Below are 13,594 nucleotides of genomic sequence, written 5' to 3'. Positions count from 1 at the left end.
AACCGGAGTGCGGGTCCGCCGCGGCCCGCACTCCCCCACCCAGAGGAACGCCCGTGACAACCGCCGCAGCCGGATCAGCCCCCCGCCGTCGAACCCACGACGCACTGCTGAAGGACATTGAAGCGGACCTGCGGGCCGGCAAGATCAAGGTCGGCGACCGGCTCCCGGGCGAACGGACCCTGGCGGAAAACTACGGAATCTCCAGGGCGTCCGTCCGCGAAGCCATCCGCATCCTCGACGCCATGGGCGTGGTCCGCAGCTCGGTGGGCTCCGGCCCCACCTCCGGTGCCATCGTCGTCTCCGATCCGTCCGCCGGGCTCTCCTCCGCGCTCCGGCTGCACGTTGCCAGCAACCGCCTGCCGGTCGAGGACGTCGTCCAGACCCGCATCCTCCTGGAAACCTGGACTGCCCGTGCCGGCGCCGCGCGTGAAGGCGGCGACGCCGAGCGGGAACAGGCGGCCCAACTGCTGGAGGCCATGGACCACCCCGATCTGGACCGGGCCGCCTTCCATGAGCTGGATGCCCGGTTCCATGTGGCGCTGAGTTCGCTCGCGGGCAACGAGGTGATGGCCACCATCATGGAGTCCCTCAGCGGTTCCATCGTCAACTATGTCAAGGGATCCATGGACGCCATGGAGGACTGGCCGGACGTCCTGGAAGTCCTGCGCACCCAACACCACGGAATCTTCGATGCCGTCCAGTCCCGCGACGGCGAGCTCGCCGCGCGCCTGCTGCGCGAACACATCGAATGGTTCTACCAGCGGGCCGGTGATGCCACCGCGCCGCAGCCCCACACCATCACCTAGGTTTTTTGGAGTTACGCATGCGAACCGCAACGGCAGGAGCCGGAACACCCATCGACCAGCTGGACCTGGACACTGTCAGCACGCGGGACCTGGACCGCCACGCCATGGCCCACGACGCCTCGCACTACCTCCTGGTCCCGCAGGGGGTGGCCACTCCACGCGATGCTGCCGACGTGGGCGCCCTGCTGCGGCGCAGCCGGGAGCTCGGTCTTCCCGCCACCTTTCGGTCCGGCGGCACCAGCCTGTCCGGCCAGGCCCTGAGCGACAGCCTGCTGATCAACACCCGCCAGCATTTCCGCGGCGTTGAGGTGCTCGACGGCGGCGCCCGGGTCCGCGTCCAGCCCGGCGCCACGGTGCGCAGCGTCAACGCCCGGCTCGCCCCTTTCGGCCGTAAGCTCGGCCCGGATCCCGCCAGCGAGATCGCCTGCACCGTGGGCGGCGTCATCGCCAACAACTCCTCCGGGATGGCGTGCGGCACCGAGTTCAACACGTACCGGACGCTGGAATCAATGGTGCTGGTGCTGCCCTCGGGCACGGTCATCGACACCGCCGACGCCGACGCCGACCGGCGGTTGCGTGAGCTGGAACCGGACCTCCACGAGGGGCTGCTGAGGCTGCGCCGCCGGGTGGTGGGCAACGACGAGTCCGTCCGCATCATCCGCTCACTGTTTTCCATGAAGAACACCATGGGCTACGGCGTGAACTCCTTCCTGGACTACGAACGCCCCGTGGACATCCTGATGCACCTCATGATCGGCAGCGAGGGAACCCTGGGCTTCGTGGCCGAGGCTGTCTTCCGGACCGTCGAGGTCAAACCCGCCGTCGCCACCGGGCTGCTGGTCTTTAACACCCTTGACGCGGCGATGGGAGCCCTGCCGGACCTGGTATCCAGCGGCCTCGCCACCATCGAACTCATGGACGCGGCAGCGTTGAAGGTGGCCCAGGCCGCCGCCGACGCCCCCGCCGCGATCCGTACCCTTCCGGTCCAGGGACACGCCGCGCTGCTGGTGGAACACCAGGGCTCAGACGCCGCCGAGCTGTCCGGCAAGCGCGCAGGCTCGCAGCAGCTGTTCGACTCACTGGACCTGGCCACACCCTTCGCGTTGACTTCGGACCCGAAAGACCGGGCCGCCCTCTGGCACGTGCGCAAAGGCCTGTACACGGCCGTGGCCGGCGCCCGTCCTTCCGGAACCAACGCGCTGCTGGAGGACATCGTGGTCCCGGTTCCCGCCCTCGCGGGCACCTGCGGCGAACTGACGAGGCTCTTCCAGGAGCACCAGTACAAGGAATCGGTGATTTTCGGGCACGCCAAGGACGGAAACGTCCACTTCATGCTCAACGAGCGCTTCGACGATCCGGCCCAGCTGCTGCGCTACCAGGCCTTTACCGACGAGATGGTAGACCTGGTCCTTGGCGCGGGCGGTTCACTCAAGGCCGAGCACGGCACCGGGCGCATCATGGCGCCCTTCGTCCGCCGCCAGTATGGCGATGAGCTCTATGCGGTCATGCAGGAAATCAAGCGGCTGATCGACCCGCCCAACCTCCTGAACCCGGGCGTGCTGCTCGCCGAGGAGCCCCTTTCCTACATCGAAAACCTCAAGGTGGCCCCCACCGTCGAGGAAGAGGTGGACCGCTGCGTCGAGTGCGGGTACTGCGAACCGGTTTGCCCCAGCAAGGACATCACGCTTACTCCGCGCCAACGCATTGTGCTCCGGCGCGACATTGCTGCCGCCGAGCAACGCGGCGACCACGCCCTCGCCGCCAACCTGCGCAAGGACTACGACTACGACGGCGTGCAGACCTGTGCGGCGGACGGCATGTGCGTCACCGCCTGCCCGGTGCTGATCAACACCGGGGACCTGGTGCGGCGGCTGCGCAAGGAAAATGCCAACACGGTCGCCGCGGCCGGCTGGAACAAGGCCGCCGAAAACTGGGGCGCCGTGACCGCCGGCGGCGGGCTGGCCCTGACTGTAGCCAAGGCCCTGCCGGCGCCGCTGCCCAAGGCCGCCACCGCCGTCGGCCGCGCCCTGCTGGGGACGGAAACGGTGCCCGCCTACACCGCCGTACTGCCCGGCGGCGGTTCCAGGCGCAGCGCCCGGCCGGCCCCGGACAGCATCGCCGTGTTCTTCCCCGCCTGCATCGGCACGATGTTCGGCCCGGCGGATGCCGCGGAAGGCGCCGGGAAGGGCTCGGCCCAGGCCTTCCTGGACCTCTGTGAGCGCGCCGGTGTGCGGGTGACCGTTCCGGAAGGCATCGAGAGCCTGTGCTGCGGCACGCCGTGGAAGTCCAAGGGCTTCTCCCAGGGCTACGACGCCATGGCCGCCAAGGTCCTGGACGGGCTTTACGAGGCCAGCGGCCGGGGCAAGCTGCCGGTGGTGTGCGATGCCGCCTCTTGCACGGAAGGCCTGGACACCATGAAGCGCCTTGCGGCTGCGGGCGAAGAGCGGTACGCCGGGCTGCGCTTTGTGGACTCGGTGGAGTTCGTGCACCAGCACGTTCTGGGCCGGCTCACGGTGACCGCGCCGCTGGGTTCCATCGCCCTGCACCCCACGTGCTCGTCCACCCAACTGGGGACCAACCCGGCGCTTATGGAGATCGCGCGCGTTGTCACGGACGACGTGTTCGTGCCGCTGAACTGGGGTTGCTGCGCGTTCGCGGGCGACCGCGGCCTGCTCCATCCGGAACTGACGGACTCGGCGACGGACCGGCAGGCACGCGAGATCAACGAGCGGGAGTTCGACGCCTACGCCTCCACCAACCGCACCTGCGAGCTGGGAATGTCCAAGGCGACCGGCCACTCGTACCGCCACCTGCTGGAAATCCTCGAGGAGGCCACCAGGCCCTGACCCATCCCATTAGACTGGCCGGGCAAGGACGGATTGGGGGATCCAGGGCGGTGGCGCCGCTGTTTTGCCTGGTCGGTCGCAGCCAGCGGACCCAAGGACCACAGATGACTTTCTTCCAGGACTTTCCCGTCCCTCCCCTGCCGCCCCGGCCCCGGAACACCAGGCACGTCCCTCCGCCATGGGTAGCGGCTCCCGCTTATGAAATGCCGGCTGTTGTCCACCTGGGCAGATTCGTGAGCCGGACTCCCAGTATCGTCGTGGCGCTCAAAAGCGCCGAAGTCTTCTCCACTGGCTGCCTGTTCAACCTGTCCTGGGTCTTCCGCAGGGCGGACCAGACGGAGGAGGACTGGGCCGAACTGCAGCACCTGTTCTTTCATCAGGGCAGGGGTTTTCGCGGCGGCAGCGGGAGGCAGAGCGGACTCCTGTTCGGCGTCGAATTCCCCGACGGTTCAAAGGCCAGCACCGGCAGCCAGCTACCCTACGGAATGATGGAACCGGGCACCAACCCGGAACCTCCCGTCCTCGCCCTGAACGGCGGCGGGGGCGGCGGGGGCGATGAAGAGTTCTCCGGCAGCGGCACGCTCTGGCTGTGGCCGCTTCCCCCGGCCGGGGATCTCCGCCTGATTGCCCAGTGGACGGATTTCGGCCTGGAGGAAACGTCCCTCATGCTCGACGGCGGCGCCTTGCGGAGCGCCGCGGCGTCCGTTCAGCCGTACTGGCCGGAGGAGGAGCAGTGATGGGTGACCTGACTGGGCTTGTCCTGTCTGCGCTCTTCGGAGCGATCTTCTTCTACATCCTGTACGGCGTGGTCCGCGCCGCAGTGCGCGACGGCATCCTCCAGGCAGACGAAAGGCGCAGGCAACATGCCGCGGAACAGCGGGAACGGCTCGGCGGCTAACTGTCAGCAGGCGGCTGGGGCGTCCTCCGGTTCCTCAGCCTCGTCCGAAAGCGCGGACACGATGCTGCCGTAGCCCTGCAGGAACATCCGCCGGCCCTGGCCCTCGTCGGTCCACACCCAGATGATGGAGCAGTCGGAGGTCGCCGCATCCACCACGCCGGTGCCGGCCAGGGTTCCTTCGGCGAAACGGACCCTGTCCCCCACCGCCAGCCGCGGATGCCTGGTCCGCTTCCTTCGAGGCCGGGGCGTGGGGGTTTTTCCTGCCGGCGCAGGGTCTGACGGGCAGGTGCTGGCGTTCTGGCGCATCGGCTTCCTCTGGCTCGCGGGCGGACAGTCAGCTCATTACGACCCTGCCCGCTGCTCCCAGGTCACGCCCTCCGGCGTGGTGCAGCAAGACTAACGCGGCGGCACTCCCGGATGCACAAACGGCCCCCTCGGAACGGAGTATGACTGCTCCGTCTCGAGGGGGCCGTTGGCGTCGTACAGGAGTTCAGTCCAAAGCCGCCACGGATCCCAGCGCGTCCCACGCGAAGCTGGCCAGCCAGTGGGTGGACATGAAGTCGCCGCTCTCCAGCCCGTGAAGCCCGGCCTTCAGCAGCGGGTCCAGCGCCTCGTTCAGTACAGCCGCGGCGGCGGACGCCTCCGGGCTGCCGGATTCCCGAAGCGTGGCGATGATCCGCGCCACCTGTCCGGCGCGGGTCAGGTTCAGCCCGTGCAGGTGTACCAGGTAGCCGTCGGTTTCATCCGTAACACTGACCGGTTGCAGGATCCGCGACTCCGCGGAAAGCTCCGGAAGGAACGCTGCGAACCAGGCGGCGAACTCATCAGCGGTCAGCACGCGGCGCATCAGGTCCGCCTCGCTGAGTCCTGCGGAGAGGAAGTCCTGGCCGCTGAGCTCCCAGTCTCCCGGCCAGCCCCGGTCGTTTCCGAACCAGGTGCGGGCCGCTTCCTCGCACGCCTTCGCGGCATCGGAGCGGCCCAGCGAGCGGAACGCGTCCAGCATGTAGCCCACACCGAAGGCTGCATTGGTGTGCAGCCCGTGCCGGACCGGGTACTGTGCCTTGGCCATCCACGCGGCGCTGAGGTCCGCCACGGCATCCACCAGTGGCTCCAGGGCGGTGCCCCACCCACGCAACTGAGGATCTGAAGACGCGGAGCAGGTCGCGGCCAGCCGCATCAGCCAGGCCCAGCCGTACGGCCGCTCCCAGGACGGGTTGGCCAGCAGATAGTCCCGCTCCACCGCCAGCTTGGCCGGCGTCAGGTTGGCGCCCACCGCTTCCCTCAGCGATGCGTCGGTGCGGCCGTCCACCCAGGGTGCCGCGCCGCCGTCGGACGCTCCTCCGGAAGCAGCCCCGCCAAGGGGTGATCCGGGGGTGCCGCCCAGCAGGCTGGCTCCCAGCCAGTGCATGTGCACGCAGGAGTGCCAGTCGAAGGAGGTGTAGAACGCGGGGTGGATCTGCTCCGGGGTGGGGCGGTCCCCGGCGGAAACCTGGGTGTGGTGCGCGGAGTGCGGGAAAGGCTCGGAGAGGTTGCCCAGCACCACGGCCGCGTAGTCCGGTGCCGCCTGTACGCGAAGATCGTTGTCCATCATGCTCCTTTGGAAGGCAGGGTTAGTGGAAGGCCAGGAAGTACATCAGCGCGACGTTGACCGCCAGCAGCGGGATGGCTGTGCCAACCTGCGCCGTGATGACGCCGTACTTGTTCTTCATTTCCAGCAGCGCGGACGGCACCAGGTTGAAGTTGGCAGCCATGGGCGTGCAGAGCGTGCCGCAGAAGCCCGCCAGCATGCCGATGGCGAAGATGATTGCGGGGTCGCCGTGGAAGGTCTGCACCAGCACCGGCCAGCCGATGGCCGCGGTCATGATCGGGAAGGCGGCAAAGCCGTTGCCCATCAGCACGGTGAAGAGGAACATGCCGATGCAGTAGACCAGCACGCCGGCGATCAGCGAGCCCTTGGGCAGCAGCCCGGAAGCCAGGTTGCCCACCGCGGTTCCCACGCCGGCCTTGGTGAAGAGGATGCCCAGCGTGGTGAGCATCTGCGGCAGCAGCGCCGCCCAGCCGATGGACTCGAGGATGCGGCGGCTTTCGAAGATGGGAGTGGCCGGGTTCTTCGGCTTCAGGATCACAAGGGCGACGACGACGGCGGCCACGGCGCCAATGGCCAGGGCCACCAGCGTGGTGTTCTTGGGGTCGAGCAGCGGGGTGCCGCCGATGTTCAGCACGGGCGCGGCCAGCACCAGGATCACGGTGACCAGCGGCAGCGTCAGGGCCGGGATGAACAGCTTGTTGCCGAAGCGCTTGGCGTAGGACTCACGCTCGGGGCCGGTGGAGGTGCGGGGCTTGCCGTGGCCCAGCAGGCCGGTGGAGGCCAGCACCACCAGGACCAGGACGGCGACGCCCAGGATCCAGCCCGGTGCGGTGCCCGCCTGGACCCAGGTGCTGTAGAAGAAGCACAGGCCCAGGATGCCCCAGAAGGCGGAGCTGCCCCAGCGGCGGGGGTGGTTGGCGTCGGCGGCAATCAGTGATGCCCAGGCGACGAACAGAATGCCGATCAGCCAGTAGACGGCTTCAACATTGATCATTTGGCTTCTCCTGCGGCTTCCTTCGGGGCGGTGAGCTCGTACTCGCGGTATTCCTTGTCCAGCTGCTTGTCCAGGCGCAGGAGCCGGAAGCCGTGGATGAGGAACGCTGCGATGGCGGTGGGGATGGCCCACAGGGCCAGCTGGAGCGGCTCCAGGTGGAGGTGGTACGTGGTGTCAACGAACGTGGTGATCAGCAGGATGGAGCCGACGGCGACGAACACGTCCTCGCCGAAGAACACGCCTACGTTGTCCGCGCCGGCGGAGTGGCCCTTGATCTTCTCGCTGATCTTTTCCGGCACGTGTCCGTAGCGGCGCAGCGCGGCGCCCTCGGCCATGGGGAACACCAGCGGGCGGACGGTCTGGGCGTGGCCGCCGATGCTGTTCAGGCCCACGGCGGCGGTGATCTGGCGGACGGCCAGGTAACCGATGAGCACTCGGCCCGCGGTCAGCTTGGCCAGGCGGCCGATGAGCACCTTGGCCTGCTCCTGCAGCCCGAAGAATTCGATGATGCCCACCACCGGCAGCACCGCCACGAAGATGGTGACCGAGCGGCTGCTGGCAAAGCCGGTGCCGAACGCGTCGAGGATCTGCGCGGGGTTCATGCCGCCCAGCAGTGCGGTGACGATGCCGGCGACGGTGACGACAATCAGGGGGTTCAGGCGGATGGCGAAGCCAACGATCACCAGCAGCACCCCGATGAGTACAAGCATGACTATCCCTTCCCAGGGGACCCGTAACGGGTCTTTCAAAGTGGGGGCCGGCGCGTCTGTGCGGTTGGTCGTTGGGGTGACGGCGCCGAGGGGCGGGAGCCCCGGTTGCGTTGGGACTGCAGGCTTGTGTGAGCTGCAGAACAACGGTGTGATCTAAAGCATAGCTTTTTGTTCAACAATCCTGCAACCCCTTCTGGGGAGGGAGGGTTAGCGGCCGACGGCGTCCAGCAGTTGGGCCTCGGCGCGGTCCAGATAGGTGGCCAGGAAGTCCGCTGCCGCGGCTTTGTCCCCCGCCTCCAGGAGTTCCACGATGTGCGCGTTGTCCTCCACGTAGGGCTCGTGGAAAGCCGGGTTGGCGGCCATGGAGTGGAACACCAGGCGCATCTCGGCCAGGACCTGGTCCATCAGGCTGTTGAGCCGTTCGCTGCCGGCGCGGTCCACGATGGCACGGTGGAAATGCTGGTTGGCCCCGGCCATGCCGGGAATATCCCCTTCCGCGGCGGCGGCCCTGGCGGCCTTGATGATGGCCGGCAGCGGCTCAATGGAGGTCTCGCCGGACCACAGCACCGCGGCGGGCTCCAGGAAGCGGCGCACCCGGTAGATCTCGCGGATGTCGTCCGCGGTGGGGTGGGCCACGAAGACGCCGCGGTTGGGGATGCGGGTGACGATGTGCTCGGCGTGCAGCGCGGTGAACGCCTCACGCAGGGTATTCCGCGACACGCCGAGGGCCTCGCGGAGGGCTTCCTCTGCGAGCTTGGAACCGGGCTTGAGCAGGCCGGCCTCGATACGGCTGCGGAGCTGGGCGGCCACCCAGAGGCCCGTTTCGGCATGCTTGGTGGTCCTGGCCTGGGCTTGGAGATCGGCCAGTACCTCGTCAAACGTCATGGCACCACGATATCGGCCCGGGCCTGCCCGAAAGTGCCAGTGCTCCCCGGCAGACCGTCCCGCTTTTCGCGGTTACCCGGCTGCGGACCGTCGGGCTCACCCGATGGTGGCGAGCACCTGGCCGGGCGCCACGGAGTCTCCCGCCGCAGCGAACTGCTCCCCCAGCGTGCCGGCACGGTGTGCGGCGACGGCGGTCTCCATCTTCATGGCTTCGAGCACCAGCACCGTCTCGCCTTCCTCCACACTGGACCCGGGCGCAGCCAACCACTTGACCACGGTGCCGGCCATGGTTGCCAGCAGGTCGCCGTCGCTCTTCTCTGCCTGGGCCTCAGCGTGGTGCTCCGAAGCGTCCGCAGCCCGCCGGCCGCCGCCGTCCAGCAGGGAGTCCAGGAGCGCCTTGGGCAGCCCCAGCTCCATCCGTTTGCCGTCCACCTCGATGCCGATGGTCCGGCGGGGCTCTTCGGGAGCGGCGGGGCTGAACGCAGGGTCCGCGTCGAGGGCGGTGGTGAATTCGTTCTCGATCCAGGTGGTGTAGACGCCCAGGGTGTCCGTGCCGGTGAAGTCGGGGGCGTCCACCACGGCGCGATGGAAGGGCAGCACGGTGGCCAGGCCGCCGATCCGGAACTCGCGCAGGGCGCGGCGGGCCCGGCGGAGGGCTTGCTGCCGGTCGGCCCCGGTGACCACCAGCTTGGCCAGCAGGGAATCGAATTGTCCGGGTACCACGGAGCCGGCGCGGACTCCGGTGTCCAGGCGGATTCCGGGACCAGTGGGCACCTCAAACCCGGTGACCGCGCCCGGGGACGGCAGGAAGCCGCGGCCCGGATCCTCGGCGTTGATGCGGAACTCGAAGGCGTGGCCGCGGGGTTCCGGATCCTCCAGGACGGGGAGCTTCTCCCCCGCCGCGATGGCCAGCTGGGCCGCCACCAGGTCCACGCCCGAGGTCTCCTCGGTGATGGGATGCTCCACCTGCAGGCGGGTGTTGACCTCCAGGAAGCTCAGGAAGCCGCTGCCGTCCAGCAGGTACTCCACCGTGCCCGCGCCGACGTAGCCGGCCTCCCGGCAGATGGCCTTGGCAGAGGCATGGATTTCGGCCCGCTGTTCGGGGGTGAGGAAGGGCGCGGGGGCCTCTTCCACGAGTTTCTGGTGGCGGCGCTGCAGCGAGCAGTCGCGGGTGCCCACCACCACCACGTTGCCGTGCGTGTCCGCGATGACCTGGGCCTCCACGTGGCGCGGCCGGTCCAGGAACTTCTCCACGTAGCATTCGCTGCGGCCAAAGGCGGCCAGGGATTCGCGTACCGCGGAGTCGAAGCTTTCCTCGATGTCGGCCGGGTTCCGGACCACCTTGAGGCCGCGACCGCCGCCGCCGAAGGCAGCCTTGATGGCCACGGGCAGGCCCACCTGTTCGGCGAAGGCGCGCACCTCTTCGGCGCTGTCCACGGGGCCGTCACTGCCAGGTGCCAGCGGGGCGCCGGCGCGGACCGCCACCTCGCGGGCACTGACCTTGTCGCCGAGCAGCCGGATGGTCTCCGGGGAGGGTCCGATCCAGGTCAGGCCGGCGTCCATCACGGCCTGGGCGAAGGCTGCGTTTTCGGACAGGAAGCCGTAGCCGGGGTGGACGGCGTCGGCGCCGCTCTTTTGGGCTACTGCGAGGATCTTTTCGATGTCCAGGTAGGTTTCCTGGGGCTTGGAGCCTGCCAGCGCATAGGCTTCAGTGGCGGCTTGGACGTGGAGCGCGTCGGCGTCGGGATCCGCGTAGACGGCCACGCTTTCCAGGCCTGCATCGTCGCAGGCCCGCGCGATCCGGACGGCGATTTCGCCGCGGTTGGCGATGAGGACTTTACGCATGGGAGGTTTCCTTAAGTGTTTCGGGCAGTTCTGCCGGAGGCGCTGCAGCGGCGAACCGCACGGAGCTGCCAGGGGGAAGTTGGGCGGCCTTGTCCAGGTCCGCGTGGACGACGACGGCAATCACCGGATACCCGCCGGTCACCGGGTGGTCGGAGAGGAAGAGCACGGGCTGGCCTTCGGGTGGCACCTGCACGGCACCCCGGACGGTTCCTTCGCTGGACAATTCGCCGTCCCGGCTGCGGCTGAGTGACTGGCCGTTCAGGCGCAGGCCGATCCGGTTGGACTGCGGGGTGACGGTCCACTCCTGGTTCAGGAAGTCCTGCAGGGTGTCGTTGCTGAACCAGTCCTGCCTCGGTCCGGGAACCACGCGCAGCACGGTGGGCTGGTCCTGGTGCGGGAGGGGAGACACTTCCGGGTGGCCCACCACGCTGCCGGGCTTCGCGACCTGCACGGGCAGGACGGTGCCGGAATGAAGCGGTTCGGGGCCAACTCCCGACATGGTGTCCGTGGAACGGCTGCCCAGCGCATCGGGTCCCCCGATTCCGCCGCGGACGCCCAGGTAGGAGCGGAGGCCTCTGGTGGCGTTTCCGATTGTGAGCTTCTCGCCGGCCAGCAGCGCGAAGGGGGCGTCGCACGCGGGGTGCCGTGCCGCCGTCGTGTGTTCTGCCTTGGTACCAGGCGTGATCTCCAGTGGGACCTCTGCTCCGGTCACAGCGAGGACCTGGTCTGTGAGGGCTTCCAGCTCGAGTCCGCCGAAGAGGAGCTCTATCCCGGCAGCGCGTTCAGCGTTACCCACCAGGCGGTTGGCGCGGCGCAGTGCCCCGCGGTCCATGGCACCGGCGCTGCTGACTCCCAAGGACGCGAAGCCGGGGCGGCCCAGGTCCTGGACGGTGGCCTGGAGCCCCGGCTTGCGGACGATGAGGCCCGCGCCCGGTACGAGCGCGTCGTCCTGCGCTGGCTGCCCTTCTGCCTGCGGCGGTGCTGTCACCGTGGCCTGGGCCCGGACGGCGTTGAACCTGACGGTATCCCCGGGGCGGATCAGGGCGGGGTTCTCCCGGCCAAGGTCCCACATCACGGCATCGGTGCGGCCGATCAGCTGCCAACCGCCCGGCGACTGCCGGGGGTAGACCGCCGAGTAGGCGCCTCCCAAAGCAACGGCGCCCGCGGGCACGGCGGTCCGCGGTGACCGGCGGCGGGGAACCTCCAAGCTGGGGTTTTCACCGGTGAGGTACGCGAAGCCCGGCGCGAAGCCGGCAAAGGCAGCAGTCCAAAGCTGGCCTGTGTGGGCGGCCACCACTGCCTCGCGGCCCAGGCCGGTGAGCGACGCCACCTCCTCCAGGTCCTCGCCGTCGTACACCACGTCGATGGTGACCAGCGCGCTCTCGATCTCAGCACGCGCGTCAAGGTCGAGGCTGCGGACGTGGGCGGCCAGTCCCCGGACAGCCTGCGGCGAATCCGCGGTCACCAGGATGGTGGCTGCGGCGGCGATGACGTCGATCTGGCCCGGCTGGGGGTGGGCGGTGAGCTGGCCCTGGAGGCTGAGCACGGCATCAAGGGACGAGAGCTCAACCAGGATGGCCCGGTCCCCGGCGGGGCGGATGCCGTTCACTTCCCCATGGACGGACTTATTGTCCGACTGCTGCTGCGTGGCGGTCATGGGCTACGCGAAGCTCTGGATCTGGATGCCCGCATTCTCCAGCGCGGAGCGGACGGCGGCAGCCATGGCCACGGCGCCGGGGGTGTCTCCGTGCAGGCAGATGCTTTCCGCCTTGACGGGGACCAGCGATCCGTCGGTGGCGCGGACCACGCCGTCGCCGGCCAGCCGCAGGACGTGTTCGACGACGTCGTCCACCTCGTGCAGCACGGCGCCGGCTTCCCGGCGGGAGACCAGGGTGCCGTCGGGGTTGTAGGCGCGGTCAGCGAAGGCCTCGGCAACGGTCCGCAGTCCGGCGGCGTCGGCCTGGCGCTGGATTTCGGAGTTGGGAAGGACCATGAGGGGCAGGGTGGGGTCCACGGCAAGGATGGCGGCCACCACAGCGGCCGCCTGCTGCGGGTGGTTCACGATGGTGTTGTAAAGGGCGCCGTGGGGCTTGACGTAGCGGACGGCGGTTCCGGCGGCGAGGGCCACGGCCTGGACGGCGCCGATCTGGTAGACGACGTCTGCCGTCAGTTCGGCCGGGGTCATGTCCACGTAGCGGCGGCCGAACCCTGCCAGGTCCCGGTAGCCGGGGTGGGCGCCCACGGTAACGCCGGCCTTAACGGCTGCCTGGCACGTGGCCATGATGCCCACGGGGTCGCCGGCGTGGAAGCCGCAGGCTACGTTCGCGCTGGATACGCTTTCAAAAATGGCGGCGTCATCGCCGAAGGACCAGTTCCCAAAGGACTCGCCGACGTCGCTGTTCAGGTCGATGCTGGGCATTGTGATCTCCGTCTCGGATTGGTGTCCTTCAAGAATGCCCTAAAAACTCAGATTGTTCAACAATCCGCAGCTCCTATTACCAACGCCCGCTCACATCCTGCAGGCTTTCCTGCGACGCCCGCTCAAGTTTGGCAGCTTCTCCCCGGACGCCCGCTCACGTCCTGCAGGGTTCGCTGGAGGGGCCGCGGATGTGCCGCGAGAAGGACGTGAGCGGGGATTCCTGATTTTCCTGTCAGAGGTGAGCTGGGGTTGGTTGTTTACCCGTCAGAGGTGAGCGGGGGTTCGTGCCCTGGCTGCCGGAGATGAGCGGGCGTTTCGCACGTGCCTTGTTGGTTTAAATGTGGGAGGCCCCAACCATGTGTGGTTGGGGCCTCAACCTAATAGTTGTTCCGGCGGTGACCTACTCTCCCACACCCTCCCGGGTGCAGTACCATCGGCGCTGTGGGTCTTAGCTTCCGGGTTCGGAATGGGACCGGGCGTTTCCCCCACGCTATGACCGCCGTAACCCTTTCACCCGCTCCCCCCAGTGTTTGGGGGGTGGGAAGACTTGTGTGGTTACAACATTGTCCGTGTTGTTGGACTGGTGGTGTTGTTATTCAGTTA

At 68.4% G+C, this 13,594-nt stretch carries 12 protein-coding genes and 1 rRNA gene; 4 read left to right on the top strand and 9 right to left on the bottom strand.

Going from position 1 to position 13,594, the window contains the following annotated elements; translation table 11 throughout:
• Window positions 1-53: 53 nt before the first annotated feature.
• The 4 genes from JCQ34_RS04650 (at window position 54) to JCQ34_RS04635 (ending at window position 4,550) form a co-directional block, all read left to right on the top strand.
• Window positions 54-806, top strand: a complete 753-nt coding sequence (locus tag JCQ34_RS04650) for a FadR/GntR family transcriptional regulator (RefSeq protein ID WP_286402373.1) — start codon at window positions 54-56, stop codon at window positions 804-806.
• A 17-nt stretch (window positions 807-823) separates the two neighbouring features.
• Window positions 824-3,652, top strand: coding sequence for an FAD-binding and (Fe-S)-binding domain-containing protein (locus tag JCQ34_RS04645; protein WP_286402372.1), 2,829 nt, complete (start codon window positions 824-826; stop codon window positions 3,650-3,652).
• Window positions 3,653-3,885: 233 nt separating this feature from the next.
• The gene (locus JCQ34_RS04640) at window positions 3,886-4,389 is read left to right on the top strand and encodes a hypothetical protein (RefSeq protein ID WP_286402369.1); all 504 of its coding nucleotides are present in this window, start codon (window positions 3,886-3,888) and stop codon (window positions 4,387-4,389) included.
• The gene (locus tag JCQ34_RS04635) at window positions 4,389-4,550 is read left to right on the top strand and encodes a hypothetical protein (protein ID WP_286402366.1); all 162 of its coding nucleotides are present in this window, start codon (window positions 4,389-4,391) and stop codon (window positions 4,548-4,550) included. The genes JCQ34_RS04640 and JCQ34_RS04635 overlap by 1 nt, the downstream gene beginning before the upstream one ends.
• A gap of 3 nt (window positions 4,551-4,553) precedes the next feature.
• Here JCQ34_RS04635 and JCQ34_RS04630 read toward each other — a convergent pair whose 3' ends face one another.
• The 9 genes from JCQ34_RS04630 to rrf form a co-directional block, all read right to left on the bottom strand.
• Window positions 4,554-4,856 carry a hypothetical protein gene (locus JCQ34_RS04630; RefSeq protein ID WP_286402364.1) on the bottom strand — a complete coding sequence of 101 codons (303 nt, stop codon included), beginning with the start codon at window positions 4,854-4,856 and terminating at the stop codon, window positions 4,554-4,556.
• A 184-nt stretch (window positions 4,857-5,040) separates the two neighbouring features.
• Window positions 5,041-6,138: a DUF2891 family protein gene (locus JCQ34_RS04625; RefSeq protein WP_286402361.1), complete on the bottom strand. Its 1,098-nt coding sequence runs from the start codon at window positions 6,136-6,138 to the stop codon at window positions 5,041-5,043.
• Between the two features lie 22 nt (window positions 6,139-6,160).
• Window positions 6,161-7,132, bottom strand: a complete 972-nt coding sequence (locus JCQ34_RS04620; RefSeq protein WP_286402359.1) for a DUF979 domain-containing protein — start codon at window positions 7,130-7,132, stop codon at window positions 6,161-6,163.
• The gene (locus JCQ34_RS04615; RefSeq protein WP_142130864.1) at window positions 7,129-7,842 is read right to left on the bottom strand and encodes a DUF969 domain-containing protein; all 714 of its coding nucleotides are present in this window, start codon (window positions 7,840-7,842) and stop codon (window positions 7,129-7,131) included. The genes JCQ34_RS04620 and JCQ34_RS04615 overlap by 4 nt, the downstream gene beginning before the upstream one ends.
• A gap of 207 nt (window positions 7,843-8,049) precedes the next feature.
• On the bottom strand, window positions 8,050-8,727 hold the full coding sequence (locus JCQ34_RS04610; protein WP_286402357.1) for a GntR family transcriptional regulator: 678 nt from the start codon (window positions 8,725-8,727) through the stop codon (window positions 8,050-8,052).
• A gap of 96 nt (window positions 8,728-8,823) precedes the next feature.
• Entirely contained in the window at window positions 8,824-10,572 is a 1,749-nt protein-coding gene (locus JCQ34_RS04605; protein ID WP_286402354.1) for an acetyl/propionyl/methylcrotonyl-CoA carboxylase subunit alpha, read from the bottom strand.
• Window positions 10,565-12,229 (bottom strand): 5-oxoprolinase/urea amidolyase family protein, encoded by a 1,665-nt coding sequence (locus tag JCQ34_RS04600; RefSeq protein WP_286402351.1) that lies wholly within the window; start codon window positions 12,227-12,229, stop codon window positions 10,565-10,567. The genes JCQ34_RS04605 and JCQ34_RS04600 overlap by 8 nt, the downstream gene beginning before the upstream one ends.
• Window positions 12,230-12,232: 3 nt before the next feature.
• Window positions 12,233-12,991, bottom strand: coding sequence for a LamB/YcsF family protein (locus tag JCQ34_RS04595; RefSeq protein WP_286402348.1), 759 nt, complete (start codon window positions 12,989-12,991; stop codon window positions 12,233-12,235).
• A gap of 387 nt (window positions 12,992-13,378) precedes the next feature.
• A 5S ribosomal RNA gene (gene rrf / locus JCQ34_RS04590) occupies window positions 13,379-13,495 on the bottom strand.
• Between the last annotated feature and the right edge of the window lie 99 nt (window positions 13,496-13,594).

It is taken from the genome of Pseudarthrobacter defluvii (genome assembly GCF_030323865.1).
Taxonomy (GTDB): Bacteria; Actinomycetota; Actinomycetes; order Actinomycetales; family Micrococcaceae; genus Arthrobacter; species Arthrobacter sedimenti.
Note: the sequence above shows the minus strand (reverse complement) of the source record. Positions and strands in the feature narration are given on the sequence as shown.